Here is a 19,058-nt window from a genome sequence, read left to right on the forward strand (position 1 = left end):
GTTGCGGCCCTTGCATGGGGGCTGCTGGAGGCGCAGCAGCGGACCCGCAACGGGGCAGCAATGGGCGGTATGGGTAGGGCGGGTGAAACCCGCGTGAGGTGCGTGCGTGGGCGTCGGGTTTCACCCGACCTACGGGAATGGATTGGCTCTCTCTGCGTTAAGTGTTGCTAGAGGATTTGAGCCCAGCTGATTGCCGAGCTCTGGTGATATTTCTGGTTTCGCCCACCCGGGCGAGTCCCTTTTCCAATCGCTGGAACGCCAGCCCGGTGAAAAGGAACCAAAAAACTTGCCCCATCATCCGGCCCGACTGCGTCGGGTTCCCTCACTCCATCGTTGCTCTGGGGGCCGGCGCGATGGGCCATCCATGGCCTTGCGCGCCTCTCGCGGCATCCATGCCGCTCGTCCCCCGGCGCAACGACTGCGTTCGGCCTCCTGGAGGGGCGTTGGCGGCTGCTCCAACTTTCTTCGCTCGAACCCTCACATTGATGCGCGCAGTAACCCAGCGCACGTTCGTAGGATGGGTCGGGCGGCGTTCCGCGAGCGAAGCGAAACCCATGCGGCGGAGGTGGCACAAACCCTTAGGTGCTCGGAAATAGCCGTGCTTGAGCGCTTGCATTAAAACCACAACAGCTAACGCAGACAGAACCAAGAGATTCGCTCCCCAGGGGTATTGGAATGAAAACGCGGGAGGCCGATCGCTCGGGCTCCCGCGTGGGTGTGGCGGTGGGGATCAGAAGCGGGTGGTGAGGCTGACGCCGACGGTGCGCGGGTCGCCGTAGGTGATCACGTACTGGCCGCTGCCGACGGCGCCGTTGGGGCGGCCGTGGACCTGGTAGCGGCGGTCGGTGAGGTTGTTGACGAAGCCGGTGACGCTGATCTTCTCGTCATGGTTGAACCAGGTCAGGCGGGCGTTGGCCAGGGTGTAGTGGGGCTGGCTGAGGGTGCTGTCGACGCTGCTCTGGCGGTCGGCCAGGAAGTATTCCTTGCCGCGGTAGCTGACGTCGCCACCGGCCACCAGCTTGCCGCCGATTTCCAGCGGGATGGTGTAGTCGGCGCCCAGGGAGACCACCTGTTCCGGCGAGCGCACGAAGCGGTTGCCGCTGTAGTCGGCGGTGACCACGCCGGTTTGCGGGTTGACGTTCTTGAAGTCGGTGTACTCGGTGTCCAGGTGGGAGAGGGCGGCACGCAGGTGCAGGAACTCGGTGGGCTGGGCCTCGATTTCCAGTTCCGCGCCCTTGACCTCACCGGCGGCGCCGTTGGTCAGGGCGGTGGTGAGCACGCCGTTGCTGACGGTGAGCAGGTTCACCTGGATGTCGGAGTAGTCGTAGTAGAAGACGTTGGCGTTGGCGGTGAGGCGGCCGTCCAGCCACTCCGACTTCAGCCCCAGCTCGTAGGAGTCCAGTTCTTCCGGGTCCACGGTGGTGAGGCCGGAGAGCCCCTGGGACAGGCCGGTGTTGAAGCCGCCGGAGCGGAAGCCGTGGGCGTAGCGGAAGAACACCCGCAGGTTGTCGTTGATGCGGTATTCCGGGGTCAGGTCGTAGGTCCAGGCGTCCCAGGTCTTGTCCTTCTCGCTGGTGCCGTTGTTGTCGGCGCCGGCGATGGGCGCGCCGCTGGCCAGGAGCTGGGTCAGGGCCAGGTCGATGTCCTTCTTCTCCTTGGTCCAGCGCAGGCCGCCGGTCACGCTGAATTTTTCGGTGAAGTCATAGGTGAGGTTGCCGAACAGGGCGATGCTGTCGGTCTTGTGGGTGTAGGCCAGGTCGCGGGAGACGGTGCCGGTCTGGTTGCTGCCGGTGCCGTTGGGCAGCGTGCCGGGGCGCACGTAGCGCAGGGCGTCGCTGTCGAGTTTCTCGTGGAAGTAGTGGCTGCCGGCGAGCCAGCGCAGGGCGTCTTCCTGGGGGGAGGCGATGCGGAATTCCTGGCTGTACTGGTTGTACTCGTTGTCGACGTCGCTGACGCCGTTGACCTCGTAGGGCGTGTAGTCGGCGTCGCTGACACTCTGGTTGCGGATGTAGTCATAGGCGGTGATGGACGTGAGAGTGTAGCCGCCCAGGTCCCAGTTGAAGGTCAGCGAGGTGCCGTCGTGGTCGAGCTTGGCGTCCTCGTCGACGTTGAGCTGGATCTTGCTGCCATGGGGGCGCACGTAGCCGACGTTGTAGTAGCGGCCCACCGGCAGCGAGCCGTTGCTGCCGTCGCCCTTGTGCTCGCGGCTGTGGATCTTCCACAGGGCTTCCAGGTCCGGGGTCAGCTGGGCGAGGAACTGCAGGCGCACGGCCTTCTTGTTGACGTCACCGTAGGTGTGGTCGTTGCTGAGGTTCTGGGTGAAGCCGTCGCGCTCCTCGGAGTAGACCGCCACGCGTGCTGCCAGGCGCTCGTCCACCAGGGCGCCACCGATGGCGCCGTTGAGGATGCGTTCGTTCTTGCTGCCGAAACCGAGGGTGCCGTAGCCGTCGGTGTCGAAATCGGGCTTCTTCGAGATGATGTTCACCGCACCGGCGGTGGTGTTCTTGCCGTACAGGGTGCCCTGGGGGCCACGGAGGATTTCGATGCGCTCCAGGTCGTAGAGCGGGCCGCCGCCGGCGATGGGCGCGTTGAGGTAGACGTCGTCGGCGTAGATGCCCACCGGGAATACGGTGGCGGCGCCGGTGTCGCCGGTGCCCAGGCCACGGATGTACCAGCGTGGGCGGCCGTCGCCGTCGGGGTTTTTGGCCGCCGCGTTGGGCACGAAGGTGGTGATGTCGCCGATGGCGCGCACGCCGTCGGTGGTGATGTGGGTGCCATTGATGGCGGAGACGGTGGTGGGCGTCTCCTGCAGGGTTTCTTCACGGTGCTGGGCGGTGACGGTGACCGTCTTCAGCGCGGTGGTCGGCTGGGCCTTGGCGGCTGCTTCGGCCTTCTTCGCATCGGTCTGTTCGGCGGCCACCAGCGAGCCGCTGGCGGCCAGCAACACGGCCAGCCAGATGCCTCGGGTAATCGGATTGGGTGTGTGCATGTTCTCTCCCCTTTTATATGTAAGGCACGGGTCGCCAAGTGGGCGGTCGCAAGGCGTGCCATGAATAAGCCAAGAGGGTGAGAGCAGGAGTCGTGCCAGTCTTTTGTTGGGCGGAACGGTTATTTCGTTAAATTCGCAAGTTACTGTTTTTAAAGGATTTTAATGTTTGTTTTGGCGCGGATTTGTAACAACTAAGGGCGTGTGGGAGTTGGCCGAATCGAGGGTCGGGAGAGGGGCTGGAAAGTGTGCGTTGTCGGCAGCAGGAAGTTGCTGGGAAGTTGCTGCTGGGGAAGCAGTCGCCCGGGCATTGCTGCCCGGGCAGCAGCCTTATACGGCGACTCGCGAGGTGGAGCCGATGACCTTCTCCAGCACGCTGAAATCGATCCAGTCGCGCACGTCGAAACGGCGCGGGATGAAGTCCCAGCGGTGGAGGAAATCGGTGAAGTCCTGCAGCGCGGCGATCGAGCGTTCGTCGAGGGTGGTGCGCAGGCGCCGGTGGGCATCCTCGCCGTAGGCGGCGGCGACCCAGTACTCGCTGGTGTTGAGTTCGCGGGCGAGGAAGCGCCGGGTCTCGTCCGGGTTGGCCCAGGCCCATTGCTCGGTGCGCAGCACGGTGTCGACGATGCGCACCGAGGCATCGAAGTGCTCGTGCAGCAGGTGGGTGTCGACGGTCAGGGTACGCGGCGTGCCGTTGTTGGAGCGGATCAGCGGGTCGGGGTGCGAGCCGGTGTCCACCACCACCTGCAGGCCGAACTCGTTGGCCAGGTGGGCGGCGTGGGCGCCCTTGAGGAAGATGGCGTCGATGTCGCCGCGCAGCAGGCCGATCAGCTCGTTGTTGCGGCGTTTGACGCGGTCCACCCCGAGGCTGACTTCGGCGCCATGCAGGTGGTGCTTCTGCTCGTCGCTGTAGGTGCCGCCGTAGGGATAGTCCACCAGCTCGACGTCCTGCACGGAGAGGCCTTCCAGGCGCAGGGCGTTCTCCAGGCCGCGCAGGGCTTGGGCGCGGGTGAAGTCGATCTGCACGTTGGCCCACTTGGGCAGGCCGAAGCGGCGGTTCTTCAGGTCGCGGATGCTGTTCACCCCGGATTCCGGCGTGGTCAGGATCAGCTGCACCTCGTCGCTCCAGGACAGCCCGACGACGCGGGTCTGCACGCCGCTGGCGTAGGCCCAGATGGCCGGGATGTTGCCGCCGTGGCGTACCGAGTTGGGCAGGTGGTGGTCGTAATGGGCTTCGCGCACCTCGCGCTCGCTGGATTCGCGCAGCGACTGGATGCTGGTGCCGAAGGGGCGGAAGGCCTCGGCCAGGCGGCCGGACTGCACCGCGATGCCGAGCCCGGTGGGAACCGGGCTGTGGGTGTACCAGAGGGTGTCGAGTGGCTTGCTCATAAGTGGCTCGGTTGAGGTCAGTAGAGCCCGGCCGATCAGCCTGCCAGCGCAGTGGCTGCGCGCAGGGAATCCAGCGGTCGGGTATCGATCCAGTCACGCACGTCGAACAGCTGCGGGATGAAGCCCCAGCGGTGCAGGAAGGCGGTGAAGTCCTGCAGCGCGGCGATGGCCTGTTCGTCCAGCTCGGTGCGCAGGCGGCGGTGGGCGTCCTCGCCATAGGCCACGGTCACCCAGTACTCGCTGCTGTTGGTTTCGCGGGCGAGGTAGCGGCGGGTGTCGTCGGGGTGGGCGTGGGCCCATTCCTCGGCGCGCAGCACCGCGTCGAGGATGCCGGCGGCGGCTTGCGGGTGCTGCTCCAGCAGGTGGGCGTCGACGGTCAGGGTGCGCGGCGTGCCGTTGTTCGAGCGCACCAGCGGCTCGGGGTGCGAACCGGTGTCGATCACCGTGCGCAGGCCGAAGTCATGGGCCAGCTGGGCGGCACTGGCGCCCTTGAGGAAGATGGCGTCCACCTCGCCGCGCAGCAGGCCGACCAGCTCGGCGTTGCGCCCTTCGGCACGCCGCGAAGTCACCGGGGTGCCGGCCACTGCCTGCACCGGCTCGTCACTGAAGGTGCCGCCGTAGCGGTAGTCGACGCGCTCCACGTCGGCCACTTCCAGGCCCTCCAGGCGCAGGGCGTTTTCCAGGCCGCGCAGGGCCTGGGCGCGGGTGAAGTCGATCTGCGCGCCGTGCCAGTCGGGCAGGCCGAAGCGGCGGCCCTTGAGGTCCTTGACGCTTTTGATGCCGCTGTCCGGGCGGGTGAGGATCAGCTGCACCTCGTCCGCCCAGGACAGACCGATGACGCGGGTGTCGCGGCCCTGGGAGCGCGCCCAGATGGCCGGGATGTTGCCGCCGTGGCGTACCGAGTTCTGCAGGCTGTGGTCGAAGTGCGACTCGCGCACCGCCTGCTCGGTGGATTCGCGCAGGGACTGGATGCGCGTGCCCTGGCTGGCCAGGGTCTGCTCCAGCCAGCCTTTCTGCACGGCGATGCCGAGCCCGGTGGGGACCGGGCAGCGGGTGTACCAGAGGGTTTCGAGTTGGCTCATGGTCGGTCTCCTCAGGCGCTTTGCTTGAGGTCGGCGGCCGGGCTTGCCGCCGAGCGCTGGTGCACCAGCGGCAGCACTTCCTGGCCGATGCGCAGGGCTTCTTCCAGGTGCGGGTTGCCGGCGAGGATGAAGGTGGAGAAGCCGGCGTCGCGGTATTCCACCAGGCGCTCGGCGATGTTCTCGTGGCTGCCCACCAGGCCCACGGTCGGGCCGGGCTTGGCCTTGGCGAAGCCGGCCCAGAGGTTGGGGCCGAGGATCAGGTCGTCGAAGCGGTCGATGTTCTGGTGGTAGGCGGTCTGGCGCGCGCCACCCACCGAGTCGGAGCCGCTGGTGAAGTTCTTCACCAGGGAGCTGGGCTTGCCTTCGAGGCGGTCGAACTGGGCACGCAGGTCGCGCCAGGCGGCTTCCTCGGTCTCGCGGGCGAAGAGGTCGACGCGCAGGCCGAAGCGTACGGTGCGGCCCTGCTTGTCGGCCAGCTCGCGCACGCGCTCGATGTGCGGCTTGAGCTTGTCCACCGGCTCGGCCCAGTTGAGGTAGACGTCGGCGTGGCGCGCGGCCACTTCCAGGGCGGCGTCGGAGAAGCCGGAGAAGTACACGCCGGGCTTGCGCTCGTCATGCAGGCCGGGCGGCAGCGCGCCGTTCTCCAGTTGGTAGATGTCGCCGTCGTAGGAGAAGCGTTCGTTCTCCCAGAGGCCCTGGATGATGTCGAGGAACTCGCCGGTGCGCTTGTAGCGCAGGTCGTGTTCGAGGAAGTCGCCATTGGCGCGCTGGCTGGCCGGGTTGCCGCCGGTGATGATGTTCCACTCCAGGCGGCCACGGCTGAGGTTCTGCAGGATGGCCGCCTGCTGCGCGGCGTAGGCGGGCAGGGTCCAGGTGGCCTGGAAGGCGATGAGGAACTTGATGCGGCGGGTCTCCCGCGCCAGGGCCGAGGCCACCACCCACGGCTCGGGGCCGGTGGGCAGCAGGGCGCCTTCGAAACCGGCCAGTTCGGCGGCCTTGGCCACCTGGGCGATGTAGTCGATGTAGCCGAAACCGTCGGGCTCGCCGTTGGGCAGGCGGCCGGGGGCGATGTTGCCCGGGCGGTGCGCGTGGCTGCCACGGTTGTGCTTGTCGGTGGACAGCTGCGGTCCGTCGGTGCCCAGCGGCAGGCGCCAGAAGAATTCAGTGCTCATATTCGCTCCTGATGAGGTGGCCGTGGTTCCCGCCGGGGCCGGCGAGCCACGCTGGGAAGGAGCGAGTGCAACCGCCATGCCACGGCCTGCCGCCGGGCCTGTACGCCAGGCGTGGCAAGGGCTGCGGGGGCGTCGGGCGAGGGCGTGGGGTGCTGGGGTGCGTCTCCAGCAACACCCCGCCAGCAGCCGGCTGTTGGGGGCGCAACAGAATCGCCCGCCGTGGGCCGGCGGATGGCCTGGCCGCTGCCGCCAGGCCTTGTGTTTCAAGGGGTTGGAGGAGTCGGCACAAGTCCTGCTCTGCATCGCTGCAACCGCACACCACGGCGGCAACGGAGCTTCGTTGCAAGACCCCTTGAAGGACGGACAACCCCATGACCCAGACCAGCACCACCCTCGGCAACGCCATCCTCGAACAGGTGGAGCAGGCCAAGCGCGATTTCGCCAAGGCCTTCCGCGTGCTCCAGGAGACCCGCACCCTGACCGCCACCAACACCCTGCAGGCCTACCTGCGGGTCCCCGGCACCGAGCTGGTGATCGCCCTGCGCGCACCCTCGCCCTGGGACGACGAGCCGGGCATCCGCGCCTCGGTGGTCAGCTACGACGGCGTGGTCCACCTCGACGAGACCCTGGGCCGCGCCCAGACCCTGAGCGAAAGCCGCGAGGCCGGCAGCGGCAAGCGCTACGCCCAGGTGCTGCGCGAGCGCGCCGAGGTGAATGTGGTGATCCACGTGCACACGCCCTACCTGGGTGGCTGGGCCGGCACCCACCGCGTGTTGCCGCTGCGCTACGCCGCCTCGCAACGGGTGACCCTGGCCCGCGAGCTGCCGGTGTACATCGACCGCCGCCAGCCGGAGCCGGCCTTCATCGTCGACGCCATCAAGGCCAACCCGCATACGCCGGGGCTGCTGGAGGCCAACGGTGGGGCGACCTTCTGGGGCACCGGCATCCTCCAGGTGGCCAAGCTGGTCCTGCTGGTGGAAGAGGGCGCCTACTTCCAGGCACTGGCGGAAAACCTCGGCGGCTCCAAGGAGTTCGGCCCCGGCGTGCTGGAGCAGCAATGGAAGATGACCGGGCTCTGGGCCGAGGGGCAGAAGCTGCTGGGCGAGGTGGCCTGACGCGGGCGGCGCGGTGCCCGTTACTGCACGGGCACCGTGGGCGTCGCGGGCGCGACGGTGGCGGCACCGATGGACTCGCTGAACTCGGTGTCGATGAGCACCGTGCGCACCTTGTAGCTGTCGAATTTGCGCGCCTTCACCGGCACCGAGAAGCGCCACGCCTGGCCACCCTCGATGCCCTTGGCGCGGAAGGTCTCGGTGTCCACCAGCTTGTCGCCCTGGTAGATGTCGAACACCACCGTGACGGTGGAGAAGGACTTCTCGGTGGTGTTGACGGCGGTGCCGTTGATGTAGCTGTCGTGCCCGGAACGGGTGAGGGCGAGGTTGCGCACCTTGACGTCATCGGCGAGGGCACACAGCGGAACGAGGGCCAGCAGGGTGAGGCAGGATTTACGCAACATGGCGAACGACTCGAGGCCTTAACCTGCCGTTGATACATCGGCGCAAAATCCTTGTCGACTACCGCTCGGCGCCACGTAATCCGAGGCTTACGGCTGCGACTCACGGATATGCCTGCGGCGTGGGGTGGACCCCGTTTTATCGGTCCACCTTTCGTGCTTGTCGGCTGCTCCGCTGGTGGATGAAAAGAGCGTCATCCACCCTACGGGCGTGCCACCGCGAGGTGGCGGAGACGGGGCTGTGCCAATGGCCCCGTTCGCCTGGCTCAGGCCACGCCAAGGGTGAGGTGAACCCGCCGGCCCAGGGCGGTGGCGATGTTCACCAGGGCGTCCAGGGAGAAGCGCGAGATGCGACCGCGCAGCAGGTCGTTGATCCGAGGTTGGGTCACACCGCAGCGAGCTGCGGCTTCCGCCTGTTTCCAGCCGTTCTCTTCGATGAGGGCCGCGATCTGCTGCATCAGCTCGGCGCGTGCTTGCAGGTTGGCTGCCTGTTCGGGCGTGTCAGCGATGGCATCCCATACGCTGTCGAAGCTTGCGATCTCGCTCATTTCAAACCTCGCATCAGTTCCTGGTAACGGGCCTTGGCCAGCTGTGCAGTGGCTGTTCCCGCGGCTAGCGCCATGAATTACCGCTGTGCTGTGTAAGGCCGCAAGGCAGGGACGGTGTGGGGCGATGCGGATTGGTCGAGTGGGTTTTCTGTGTTGTCCGCTAGCTGGGGCATAGTGCCGGCAGCATGGGGTTCGCTTTGCTTGCGGAACGCCGCCCGACCCATCCTGCGCGTCTGAAACAGGGGACGGTGTGGTTGTAGGGGCGAATTCATTCGCCCGCTTTGGATCGCGCGAATCCGCTCGTGAGGTCTTCGCCGAGCTGCCAGCCGCGTAGGGTGGACCCCGCTTTATCGGTCCACCTTTCGTGCTTGCCGGCTGCTCCGCTGGTGGATGAGAAGAGCGTCATCCACCCTACGGGCGTGCCACCGCGAGGCCTTGGAGAGGGGGCCGTGGGAGCGAATTCATTCGCGAATCTTTTCGCGGTTGAAACCGCTCCCACGGGCCGTGTGTTGCCTGGTGTGAATCATCCTTCTGCGCCGGCTTTTTCCAGGATGGTGTCGATGGAGGCGCTGGTTTCGGCGCTGCGCAGGTAGGTCTGGTAGAGGGCGGCGTAGGCGCCGTTCTGCTCGATGAGCTGGCTGTGGGGGCCGAGCTCGACGAGCTGGCCGTTGCGGATCACGGCGATGCGGTCGGCGTCGCGGATGGTGGCCAGGCGGTGGGCGATGATGATTGCCGTGCGGCCTTCGCAGAGGCGGCGCAGGGCGCGCTGGATGCGGCGTTCGGTGTGCACGTCCACCGCCGAGGTGGCTTCGTCGAGGACCAGCACCGCCGGGTCGGCGAGGTAGGCGCGCACCAGGCACACCAGCTGGCGCTGGCCGTGGCTGAGCTGCGCGCCGAGGGGGCCGACCTCGCTGTGGTACTGGTGGGGTAGGCGCTCCAGCACCTCGTCGGCGCCCAGCTCGCGGGCGGCGGCGATCAGTTCGTCGTCGCTGGCGCCGGGGGCGGCCAGGCGCAGGTTGTCGAGGATGCTGCCGCTGAACAGCACGTTGTCCTGCAGCACCACGGCGACGCGGCGGCGCAGCTGGTGCTGGGCGACGTCGCGCACGTCCACGCCGTCGATGCGCACGCTGCCGCCCTGCACGTCGTAGAAGCGCGTGAGCAGTTGCACCAGGGTGCTCTTGCCGTGGCCCGAGGGGCCGACGATGGCCAGCACCTCGCCGGCGTGGATGTGCAGGTCCAGATCCTTGATCACTGGTTGCGCGGCCTTGGGGTCGTAGGCGAAGCGCACGGCGTCGAAACGCACCTCGCCACGGGCGTCGGGCAGGGCCTGGGGCCCGTGGCGGTCGGTGATTTCGGGTTGGGTGTCGAGCAGCAGGAAGATGCGCTGGGCCGAGGCGGAGCCGGTGGCGTAGCGCTCGAAGAGGTCCGACAGCTCCTGCAGCGGGCCGAGGAACATCATCACGTAGAACAGGCTTTCCGCCACCTGGCCGACGCTCACCGTGCCGTTGGCCAGGCCGTGGCCGCCCACCAGCAACAGTGCGGCCATGCCGCCGGCGGAGAGCAGCGCGGTGAAGGGGGCGAACCAGCCGGAGCGCAGGCTGCCGCGGATCAGCGCCTGGTTGAAGTCCAGCAGCAGGCGCCGGTAGCGCGCGCGGTTGGGGGCTTCCTGCACGCATTGCTGGATCATCCGCGCGCCGCTGACGCTTTCCACCAGGTGCGCGGTGAAGCGGCTGCGGTTCTCCGCCACCCGTGCCCAGTTGCGCTGGGAGATGCGCTTGAACGCCCAGGTGGCGGCGAACAGCAGCGGCACGGTGCCCACCAGGGCGAGGAAGAACAGCGGCGAGATCAGCCACAGCAGCACCCCGGCCACGGCGCAGCGCAGCAGGGCGCCGAGCAGTTCCGGCGGGCCCTGGATCAGCAGCGGTTCGAGGCTGTCCACGTCGCGGTCGGCGCGGGAGATGATGCGCCCGGCCTTGGTCCGGTCGAAGTAGCCGACGCTCAGCGCCTGGACGTGGGCGAACACGCGCACGCGCAGGTCGTTGAGCACGCGGATGGCGGCGCTGCCGGCGATGAACTGGGATATCCCCGCGAGCAGGAAGCGCCCCAGCCAGCTGGCCGCCAGGCCCAGGCCGAGCAGCGCCACCAGGCGTTCGTCGAGCAGCCAGTGGTCGCCCTGCGGCACCAGGCCGTGGTCCAGCAGCTCGCGCACGAACAGCGGCCGCAGGAACACGGTGAACACCAGCACCACCTCCAGGGCGATGACCGTGAGGATGGCGCCGCGTATCGGCCGCAGCAGCGGCAGCAGGCGGTGCAGCATGCCGCGGTCCAGCGCCTTGCGGGCGAGCATTTCCTCGATCTCGATATCCGAGAGCGCCTTGCCCGGTAGCGGGTTAGCCATGGTCGATCCCCAGCAGGTCGCGGTAGATGGGATTGCGTTGCAGCAGCTCGGCGTGGGTGCCGGCGTCGGCGATGGCGCCCTGGTCGAGCAGCAGCACGCGGTCGGCCAGGAGGATGGTGGAGAGCCGGCTGGAGATGACCAGCAGGGTGGTGCCGCGCAGTGCGCGGATATTGCCCAGCACGCGGCGTTCGCTGATGGCGTCGAGGGCGCTGGTGGCGTCGTCGAGGCAGAGGATGTCCGGCTGGCCGAGCAGCGCGCGGGCCAGGTTGAGGCGCTGGCGCTGGCCGCCGGAGAGGGTCACGCCGCGGTCGCCCAGGGGCGTGTCCAGGCCCCGGGGCAGGCGCTCCAGCACGTCGTCGGCGGCGGCCCTGTGCAGGGCCTGGAGCAGTTCGGCATCGCTGGCCCCGGGCGCGGCCAGGCGCAGGTTGGCGGCGAGGGTGTCGGAGAACAGGAAGCTTTCCTGGGGCACCACGTGCACGCGGCGGCGCAGCTGGGCCAGGTCGAGCTGGCGCACGTCCTGCCAGCCGGCGGCGTCGGAGCCCAGCAGCAGGCGCCCGGCGCTGACGTCCACCAGGCGCGGCAGCAGGCTGGCCAGCAGGCTCTTGCCGGTGCCGGTGGCGCCGACCAGGGCGACGGTTTCGCCGGGCTCGATGCGCAGCGAGCAGGCGCGGAGGATTTCGCGGCCACCGTCGGCGGCGCTGACGCCGACCTCTTCGAGCCTCAGCCCCAGCGGGCCGTCGGGCAGGGGCGCCTGGCCGCTGCGGATGGCCGGCTGTTCGTCGAGCAGCTGCCAGATGCGTTCGGCGGAGGAGCGGGCGTCGGCGAAGGTCTGCATGACCCGGCCGATGCCTTCGATGCGGAACACCAGGGTGGTGGCGATCAGCAGCGAGGTGACCAGCTCGCCGATGCCGATGCGCCCGTCGGCCACTAGGTGGGCGCCGTAGACCAGGATCCACACATGGCCCAGGGCGACCACCGCCTGGGGCAGGGGAATGCGCGAGGCGGCGTAGGCGAGGGCGCTGCGGGCATGGTCGGCGAACAGGCCGACCTGGCTGGCGAAGCCCTGGATGCGGCTGGCTTCCAGGGCGAAGGATTTGATCACGCGGACGCCGCCGATGCCTTCGCTGAGGTCCTGGGCGACGCGGTCATAGGCGGCGCCCACGGCGCGGTCGAGGCTGACCAGGCGCTCGGTCTGCACCACGAAGATGGCCAGCCCCAGCGCAGTGAGCAGCAGCGGCACCAGGCCCAGCAAGGGGTGGTACCAGCACAGCAGGCCGACGGCGGCGAGCACCACCAGCGGGGTTTCCACCAGTTGGCGCCAGAAGCTGATCAGCGCGTCGCGCACCTTGTCGGCGTCGCGGGTCGTGCGGGTGATCATCTCGCCCATGCCGTGTTGCCAGTGGTAGCCCAGGTGCAGGCCCTGGACCTGGCCGAGGATGCGTTCGCGCAGGCGCGTCAGCAGCTCCTGGCTGAGCACCAGGGAGAGCACCCCGGCGGCGTATTGCAGCACGCCCCGGCCCAGGGCCACGCCGACGATCAGGGCGAACCAGTACCAGCCCAGGGAGGCGTCGAGACTGCCGTCGGCCTGGCGCACCACGGCGTGGCCGGCGCTGACGTCGTTGACCGCGTGTCCCACCAGCCATTGCTGCCAGGCCAGGCCCAGGTTGACGGCGATGAACAGCAACGCGGTGAGGGCGAAGCGCCAGGGCATCTCGCGGTAGATGGCCAGGCAGCGGAGCAGGGGGTGGCGGTGGGGCATCGGTGGGGCTCGTGGTCGAAGAGGGAGGCGTTGGGGCGGGGGCGCCCCGACGCGTGTGTGCACGGGTGGGGTTACGGGTTGCCTTGCAGCTCGTCCTTGTAGATCACCCCGCCCTTCATCACCCACTGCACCTTCTCCAGCACCTTGATGTCGGCGAGGGGGTCGTCCTTGACGGCGATGATGTCGGCGTAGCGGCCGGCTTCGATGCTGCCGATGCTGTCGCTGGCCTCCAGCCACTTGGCCGGGGTGATGGTGGCGGCCTGGATGGCCTGCAGGGGCGTGAGGCCGGCCTCCACCAGGTAGTGGAATTCCACCGCATTGGTGCCGTGGGGGGTGATGGGCGCATCGGTGCCGTAGATGATCGGGATGCCGGCCTTGATCGCCTTGGCGATGTTCTGCCGGTGGATGATGCCGGTCTGCTTGAGAATCGCCAGGGTGTAGGGGCTGGCGCCGGCCTCGATGGCGTGATCCAGGGCCAGGCCGCCGATGGCCAGGGTGGGCACGATGGGCAGGTTCTTCTGCTTGAGCAGCTTGAGGCCCTCGTCGTCCACCAGGGAGGCGTGCTCGATGGTGTCGGCGCCCAGCTGCGCGGCCAGGCGGATGCCGTCGGCGCCGTGGGCGTGCACCGCGACCTTCTTGCGGTAGCGGTGGGCGGTGTCGATCACGGCTTTCAGTTCTTCTTCGCTGAACTGGGTGACGCGCGGGTCGGTGCCGCTCATGAAGCCGCCGGTGATGCACACCTTGATGAAGTCGGCGCCGTACTTGAATTGCTGGCGCACCTTGCGCTCGAAGGCGTCCGCGCCGTTGGCCACGCCGGCACCGTCCTTGTCGTCCTCGGGGGTGGTGGGCTGGCCGGAGCAGTGGCCGCCGGTGGTGGTGAGCAGGGTGCCGGCGTCGTAGATGCGCGGGCCGGGGATGTCGCCTTCGTTGATGGCGTCGCGCAGGGCGATGCCGGTGAAGGCGCGGCCGCCCATGTTGCGCAGGGTGGTGAAGCCGGCCTTGAGGGTGTCCAGCGCCTGCTTGGCGCCGGCCAGGGCGCCACGGGCGGTGCCGAAGCGCGGGCCGAAGCCGCCGAGGTGCACGTGGGAGTCGATCAGCCCGGGCAGCAGGGTGCTGGTGCCGAGGTCGACGATGCGGGCCTCGGCGGGGATGACGACGTCCGGGCCGACGGCCTTGATCTTCTCGCCTTCGATGAGCACCACCGGGTCCTTGACCACCTTGCCGCTGGTGACGTCGATCAGCCGTGCGGCCTTGAGTGCGACCAGTTGCGGCGGTTGCGCGGGGGCAGCGGCCTTGGGCGCTTCGGCGGCGAGGGCGAAGGGGGCGGCGCCGAGCAGCAGGGCGGTGCCGGAGGCGAGGGCCAGGCGGTTGCCCTGGCGGAGGATGCGGGTGATGGGCGTCATTTTCGATATCCATGAAAAAGCCCGCACACCCTGGCATGAACAGGGCGCCGGGAAATGGAACGCGGGTGGGTGAGGTTCAGCGCGTGGTGGCGCCTTCGCTCTGCTTGGCGTTGAGGATGGCGGTGTATTCGCCCGGGTCGATGCCGTTGAGGTAGTAGTTGCCGACGTGGTGCAGGCGCCAGCGGATCGGGTCGTGGGTGGTGTGCACCCGCGCGTTGCGCCAGAAGCGGTCGAGGTTCCACTTGGTCAGCGAGGCACTGGCGCCGAGCAGCGAGAAGATGTCGCTGGAGATCTTCAGCGAGGCACCGTCGGAGTGGGCACGGGCGGTGGCCACCGAGAGGATCAGCTCGTCCTGCAGTTCCTTGTTGTCCGGGTCCTGCTCGTGCTGGTCGAACACCCGCGCGGCATCGCGCAGCAGGGATTCGGCGGCGCGCAGGGCCACGGCGTATTCGCCGATCTGGCGGATGATGTGCGGCTCTTCGTTGGCGCGCTCGACGCCGCTTTCCACCCAGGGGCGGGAATTGTGGTTGAGGTAGTGCACGCCGGCCTGCAGCGCGCCGGCGGCGATGCCGGTGTCGATGGCGGCGTGGAGGATCTGCGGGAAGGTCAGCCCGGTGCGTTTCATCGGGCCCTGGCGGCGGGAGACGAAGCGCTCGTCCAGTTCGATGTTGTCGAAGATCACCGTGCCGCTGACCGAGTTGTTCTGGCCGAAGGCGTCCCAGTCGTCCACCAGGGTCAGGCCGGGGGTGTCGCGGTTGAGCAGCACGCCCACGCCGCCGTCGTCGGAGCCGGCGGTGAGGGAGATCCACTCGGCCAGGTAGGAGCCGGTGGAGTAGAACTTGCTGCCATTGAGGATCAGCTTGCCGTCGGCGCGGCGCTCGACGCGGGTCTTGAGGGCGAATTTGTTCTTGCCGCCGACTTCGGCCAGGGCGTTGCCGAAGCGCTTGCCGGCCAGCACGTCGGCCACCAGGCGGTCGCGCACCTCGTCCGGGTAGCCGTTGAAGATGCCGCGCAGCATCACGTTGTGGATCTGCAGCAGTTGGCCGACACCGCCGTCGGCGACGGAGATGAGGCGCACCGTCTCGACGATGGTTTCCACCGAGGCGCCCAGGCCGCCGAAGGCCTTGGGCACGCCGATGGCGGTGAGCCCGCTGTCGGACAGCAGTTGCGCCTGGCGCCTGGGCAGCTCGCGGTTCTGCGAGCTGTCGGCGGCGATCTCGGCGATCTCCCTGGCCACTTCCTTCGCCACCGCGATGGCATCCGCCTCGCTGCGCAGGATGTTCACCGCCGCGTGCGGCTGCTCCGTGGCGAAATTGCGTTCGGCCGTACTCATGGTTCACCTCTGTGGATTCAAACGTCGCGATGCCAGGCCTGTGCCGGGCGCTGTGGGGGCTTGAGCAGGTTCTATGCCAGAGGTTTTCCAACGGCCGCCGAGGCCTTGCGCGGCGCGGCTTGCAGGGGATGAGTAGGGCCGCACCCGGGCGGGCCGTTGCTGCTGGGGCAGCAGCGGCGCGGGGGCGGTTGCTCGGCAGGCAGCAATCGCCGCGCAACCCTGCTGGCTGGCCAGCAGAACGGCGGCCGGGTTTTCCATGCGCTCCGCTGCAGGCCACGGAACATGGGGCTTGCGGGCATTGGCACGGGCATTGCGATGGCAGGGCAAACGGCCTGTTCCGGCCGCCATGACTCGTTTGAATGGAGCGCCCCATGACCCTAGCCGCCACCGCCCCTGCGCAGCCGACCTTCACCGGGAAGGCCCCGCTGGAACAGATCTGGTTCACCCGTTGCCCGGTGCCCACCGCTTCCGGCATCGCCTACAAGCTCGGTTGGCTGACCGAAGAGTTCGCCGCCGACGGCCTGCCGGTGTCCACCCTGCAGGAGGCCCGCCAGCTCGGCCGCCACCATTACGACCACGAGCTGCCCGGGCTCTTCCGCGAGGGCGGCAACGTGCCGGCCCTGGCCGCCCGCGCTGCCGGAGCGCCGAGCCGGCTGATCGGCCTGACCTGGATCGAGGAATGGCAGACCATCCTCGTGCGCCCGGACTCCGGTATCCGCAGCCCGGCCGACCTCAAGGGCAAGCGCCTGGCTCTGCCGGCCTGGGGTGACAGCCGCCCCGGCAGCATCGCCCGGGCCATGAGCCTGCACGGCTACAAGGGCGCCCTGGCCCTGGCCGGGCTGGGCTTCGATGACGTGCAGCTGGTGGAGGTGCCGTTGCTGGACCAGGCCGCCGCGCGCACCCTGGAGGAGGGCCTGCAACGCCTCTGGTCGGGCCTCGAACCCCTGGCCCGTGGCGAGCTGGACGCCGTCTACGTCAAGGGTGCCGCCGCTGCCGATGCGGCCCGCCGCCTGGGCCTGGTGGTGGGTGTCGACCTCGACCTGGTGGACCCGCGCCATCGCGTCAACAACGGCACGCCCCGGCCGATCACCGTGCACCAGGAGCTGCTCGACGACCATTTCGACCTGGTGGTGCGCTTCCTCGCCCAGACCCTGCGCGCCGCCGAATGGGCCGCCGACAACCGCGACGACCTGTACGCCATTCTCGAAGTGGAAACCCGTGCCGGTCGCGAGGGCGTGGCCGAAGCCTACCGCGGTGATTTCCACACCACCCTGGCACCGGACCTCTCCGCCCAGCGCCTGGAATTCCTCGGCATCCAGAAGAACTTCCTCAACCTGCACGGCTTCCTCGAGCGCGATTTCGACATCGCCGACTGGGTCGACGCCCGTCCCCTGCAAGCCGCCCACGAACTGCTGGCCCAGCGCCGCGCCTGATCCGGAGATTCTGCACATGACCATCCTGGTTAACGAACAGCACATCGGCGACGAGCTGCGTGCCTTCGTCGATAACGTCGTTCTCGAAGCCGGCGAAGCCTTCGCCGTGTACCGCGAGACCGGCACCATCACCGCCAACGGCACCGTCGGCTTCATCGAGCGGGTGCCGGGGCAGGAGCTGCTGGTCTCGGTCAACTACCCGGGCCCCTGGAACCACCGCAAGCCGTTGCAGGCGGTGGTCACCGACTTCGCCGGCAACGTGGTGTTCGGCCATGGCCGTGGCGGTGCCGGGCGCTACACCAAGCTGTTCCAGCAGCACGCCGACATCACCACCGTGTCCCACGTGCATTCGCCCTATCTGGGGGCCTGGGCGCAGACCCAGCGCAGCCTGCCGTTCCACTACGTGCCGGTGCAGCGCTACCAGCTGGCCCGCGAGCTGCCGGTGTACATCGACCGCCGCCAGCAGGAAGTGGATTTCATCCTCGAGCGCATCGCCGAGAACCCCTACACGCCGGCCATCCTCGAGGCCAACGGCGGCTCCACCGTGTGGGGCAAGCAGGGCCTGCGCGCCACCGCCGAATTCCTCCTGCTGCTGGAGGAGGGCGCGCAGCTGCAGCTGCTCGCCGAAGCCATCGGCGGCTCCCGTGCCTACGGGCCGGGCGTGCTGACCCAGCAATGGAAGATGAGCGGCCTGTACGACAAGGCCACCGAGCTGGGCCTGGTGCCCGCCATCGACCGCCGCTGAACCCATTCCAAGGCTCCGTGCGAGAGCCCCGGCCGCCACCCGTGCCGCTGCGTGCGCCCCCTCAATCCGTTCAAGGACACCGAACATGGCTGTGAAGATTCTCTGGTACCTCACCACCCCCGATGGCCCCTATCCCTGGGAAGCCGAAGGCCGCTGGAAGAGTGATTTCCAACACCTCAAGCAGATCGCCGTGACCGCCGACCGCCTCGGCTACTACGGCTCCCTGCTGGGCTCCAGCCCCAACGAGAGCCTGGCGGTTTCCGCCGCGCTGATCGACGCCACCGAGCGTTTGCGCTTCCTCGTCGCCCAGCACCCGGGCGAGCTGTCGCCGGCGGTGCTGGCGAAGTGGGCGCTGACCTTCGACCAGTTCTCCAACGGCCGCCTGCTGTTCAACGTGGTCAATGGCAACGACGCCAGCCTGGCCACCTACGGCATCCACTACGGGCATGACGAGCGCTACGACTTCAGCCTGGAATACTGGCGCGCCTTCCAGAGCATCTACGCCGGCGAGACCGCGGGCTACGACGGCCGCTACGTCAAGCTCGCACCACGCCAGCCGGGGGCCGCCAGCCACCCGCTGGGCGGCTGGCACCCGCCGAAGCAGAAGCCGGGCATCCCGCTGTGGGGCGCCGGTACCTCCGGCCCGGGCGTGGCCCATTCGGTGCAGCTGCTGGACGTCTACCTGAGCTTCGCCAACACCCCGCCGAAGCTGGGCGAGAAGTTCGCCAAGGTGGCCGCCGAGGCGGCGAAGATCGGCCGCGAGCTGACCTTCGGCACGCGCCTGCAGGTGATCGTCCGCGAGACCGAGGAAGAGGCCTGGGCCCATGCCGAGAAGCTGCTGCAGCGCACCTCCATCGAGACCGCGCGCAACGCCATCCTGCGCCAGCTGCCGCCCGGCGAGACCCTGGACAGCTTCGTCAGCGACGACCCGCAGATCCAGCGCAACCTGGAGAGCATCCGCGCCGGGCGCCTGCCCAAGGCCCGCGACCTGGAGATCTACCCCAACGTGTGGGTCGGCCCCAGCCTGTTCGGCTTCAACATCCTCGGCCCGGCCGCCGGCACCTACCTGGTGGGCAGCGCCGAGCAGGTGGCGGAGCGCATCCGCGAGTACGAACGCCATGGCACCTCGGCCTTCATCCTCTCGGGCTTCCCGCTGATCGACGAGGCCCAGCGCGTGGCCGACCTGCTGTTCCCGCTGCTGGACCTGGACCACGGCTTCGAAGTGCCGCAACTGGGCGTGACCGCACGGGCGCCGAAGGCGGCGCTGGCCTGATGCAACCCGGCGCCCCCGCGTACC

The 19,058-nt window shown here is 68.6% G+C and carries 14 protein-coding genes; 4 read left to right on the plus strand and 10 right to left on the minus strand.

Annotated features, from left to right (window positions below; genetic code table 11):
* Positions 1-730: 730 nt before the first annotated feature.
* From PSm6_RS20690 to PSm6_RS20705, 4 genes are all read right to left on the minus strand, one after another.
* The gene (locus PSm6_RS20690) at positions 731-2,989 is read right to left on the minus strand and encodes a TonB-dependent receptor (protein ID WP_265168106.1); all 2,259 of its coding nucleotides are present in this window, start codon (positions 2,987-2,989) and stop codon (positions 731-733) included.
* A gap of 327 nt (positions 2,990-3,316) precedes the next feature.
* Positions 3,317-4,375, minus strand: coding sequence for an aliphatic sulfonate ABC transporter substrate-binding protein (locus PSm6_RS20695; RefSeq protein WP_021220661.1), 1,059 nt, complete (start codon positions 4,373-4,375; stop codon positions 3,317-3,319).
* A gap of 35 nt (positions 4,376-4,410) precedes the next feature.
* A complete protein-coding gene (locus tag PSm6_RS20700) occupies positions 4,411-5,457 on the minus strand; it encodes an ABC transporter substrate-binding protein (protein WP_265168107.1) in 1,047 nt (348 codons plus the stop codon).
* 11 nt (positions 5,458-5,468) lie between these two features.
* A complete protein-coding gene (locus PSm6_RS20705; RefSeq protein ID WP_265168108.1) occupies positions 5,469-6,629 on the minus strand; it encodes an LLM class flavin-dependent oxidoreductase in 1,161 nt (386 codons plus the stop codon).
* Between the two features lie 371 nt (positions 6,630-7,000).
* On the opposite strand from PSm6_RS20705, the gene PSm6_RS20710 reads away from it, so the two are divergent.
* Entirely contained in the window at positions 7,001-7,744 is a 744-nt protein-coding gene (locus tag PSm6_RS20710; protein WP_043245796.1) for a class II aldolase/adducin family protein, read from the plus strand.
* Positions 7,745-7,764: 20 nt separating this feature from the next.
* Here the strand turns inward: PSm6_RS20710 and PSm6_RS20715 are convergent, their stop codons facing one another.
* The 6 genes from PSm6_RS20715 to PSm6_RS20740 form a co-directional block, all read right to left on the minus strand.
* The gene (locus tag PSm6_RS20715) at positions 7,765-8,145 is read right to left on the minus strand and encodes an FxLYD domain-containing protein (protein WP_043245797.1); all 381 of its coding nucleotides are present in this window, start codon (positions 8,143-8,145) and stop codon (positions 7,765-7,767) included.
* Positions 8,146-8,408: 263 nt separating this feature from the next.
* Entirely contained in the window at positions 8,409-8,690 is a 282-nt protein-coding gene (locus PSm6_RS20720) for a helix-turn-helix domain-containing protein (protein WP_021220656.1), read from the minus strand.
* Between the two features lie 523 nt (positions 8,691-9,213).
* Complete coding sequence (locus PSm6_RS20725; RefSeq protein WP_265168111.1) at positions 9,214-11,088, minus strand: ABC transporter ATP-binding protein; 1,875 nt, start codon at positions 11,086-11,088, stop codon at positions 9,214-9,216.
* Positions 11,081-12,847 (minus strand): ABC transporter ATP-binding protein, encoded by a 1,767-nt coding sequence (locus PSm6_RS20730; protein WP_265168112.1) that lies wholly within the window; start codon positions 12,845-12,847, stop codon positions 11,081-11,083. The genes PSm6_RS20725 and PSm6_RS20730 overlap by 8 nt, the downstream gene beginning before the upstream one ends.
* Positions 12,848-12,918: 71 nt before the next feature.
* Complete coding sequence (locus tag PSm6_RS20735) at positions 12,919-14,250, minus strand: metal-dependent hydrolase family protein (protein ID WP_265168113.1); 1,332 nt, start codon at positions 14,248-14,250, stop codon at positions 12,919-12,921.
* 76 nt (positions 14,251-14,326) lie between these two features.
* Positions 14,327-15,583: an acyl-CoA dehydrogenase family protein gene (locus PSm6_RS20740; protein WP_265168114.1), complete on the minus strand. Its 1,257-nt coding sequence runs from the start codon at positions 15,581-15,583 to the stop codon at positions 14,327-14,329.
* Between the two features lie 371 nt (positions 15,584-15,954).
* On the opposite strand from PSm6_RS20740, the gene PSm6_RS20745 reads away from it, so the two are divergent.
* From PSm6_RS20745 to PSm6_RS20755, 3 genes are all read left to right on the plus strand, one after another.
* A complete protein-coding gene (locus tag PSm6_RS20745) occupies positions 15,955-17,016 on the plus strand; it encodes an ABC transporter substrate-binding protein (protein ID WP_265168115.1) in 1,062 nt (353 codons plus the stop codon).
* A 16-nt stretch (positions 17,017-17,032) separates the two neighbouring features.
* Positions 17,033-17,761: a class II aldolase/adducin family protein gene (locus PSm6_RS20750; RefSeq protein ID WP_265168116.1), complete on the plus strand. Its 729-nt coding sequence runs from the start codon at positions 17,033-17,035 to the stop codon at positions 17,759-17,761.
* Positions 17,762-17,846: 85 nt separating this feature from the next.
* Positions 17,847-19,034, plus strand: coding sequence for an LLM class flavin-dependent oxidoreductase (locus tag PSm6_RS20755; protein ID WP_021220649.1), 1,188 nt, complete (start codon positions 17,847-17,849; stop codon positions 19,032-19,034).
* The last annotated feature ends 24 nt before the right edge of the window (positions 19,035-19,058 follow it).

The organism is Pseudomonas solani, assembly GCF_026072635.1.
GTDB classification, from domain to species: domain Bacteria; phylum Pseudomonadota; class Gammaproteobacteria; order Pseudomonadales; family Pseudomonadaceae; genus Metapseudomonas; species Metapseudomonas solani.

Excerpts from the sequence above, each read along its gene's own strand:
- PSm6_RS20720 (WP_021220656.1), bottom strand. The coding sequence starts at position 8,690 with ATGAGCGAGATCGCAAGCTTCGACAGCGTATGGGATGCCATCGCTGAC.
- PSm6_RS20740 (WP_265168114.1), bottom strand. The coding sequence starts at position 15,583 with ATGAGTACGGCCGAACGCAATTTCGCCACGGAGCAGCCGCACGCGGCG.
- PSm6_RS20755 (WP_021220649.1), top strand. The coding sequence starts at position 17,847 with ATGGCTGTGAAGATTCTCTGGTACCTCACCACCCCCGATGGCCCCTAT.
- PSm6_RS20715 (WP_043245797.1), bottom strand. The coding sequence starts at position 8,145 with ATGTTGCGTAAATCCTGCCTCACCCTGCTGGCCCTCGTTCCGCTGTGT.
- PSm6_RS20735 (WP_265168113.1), bottom strand. The coding sequence starts at position 14,250 with ATGACGCCCATCACCCGCATCCTCCGCCAGGGCAACCGCCTGGCCCTC.
- PSm6_RS20725 (WP_265168111.1), bottom strand. The coding sequence starts at position 11,088 with ATGGCTAACCCGCTACCGGGCAAGGCGCTCTCGGATATCGAGATCGAG.
- PSm6_RS20695 (WP_021220661.1), bottom strand. The coding sequence starts at position 4,375 with ATGAGCAAGCCACTCGACACCCTCTGGTACACCCACAGCCCGGTTCCC.
- PSm6_RS20700 (WP_265168107.1), bottom strand. The coding sequence starts at position 5,457 with ATGAGCCAACTCGAAACCCTCTGGTACACCCGCTGCCCGGTCCCCACC.
- PSm6_RS20745 (WP_265168115.1), top strand. The coding sequence starts at position 15,955 with ATGACCCTAGCCGCCACCGCCCCTGCGCAGCCGACCTTCACCGGGAAG.
- PSm6_RS20730 (WP_265168112.1), bottom strand. The coding sequence starts at position 12,847 with ATGCCCCACCGCCACCCCCTGCTCCGCTGCCTGGCCATCTACCGCGAG.
- PSm6_RS20750 (WP_265168116.1), top strand. The coding sequence starts at position 17,033 with ATGACCATCCTGGTTAACGAACAGCACATCGGCGACGAGCTGCGTGCC.
- PSm6_RS20705 (WP_265168108.1), bottom strand. The coding sequence starts at position 6,629 with ATGAGCACTGAATTCTTCTGGCGCCTGCCGCTGGGCACCGACGGACCG.
- PSm6_RS20690 (WP_265168106.1), bottom strand. The coding sequence starts at position 2,989 with ATGCACACACCCAATCCGATTACCCGAGGCATCTGGCTGGCCGTGTTG.
- PSm6_RS20710 (WP_043245796.1), top strand. The coding sequence starts at position 7,001 with ATGACCCAGACCAGCACCACCCTCGGCAACGCCATCCTCGAACAGGTG.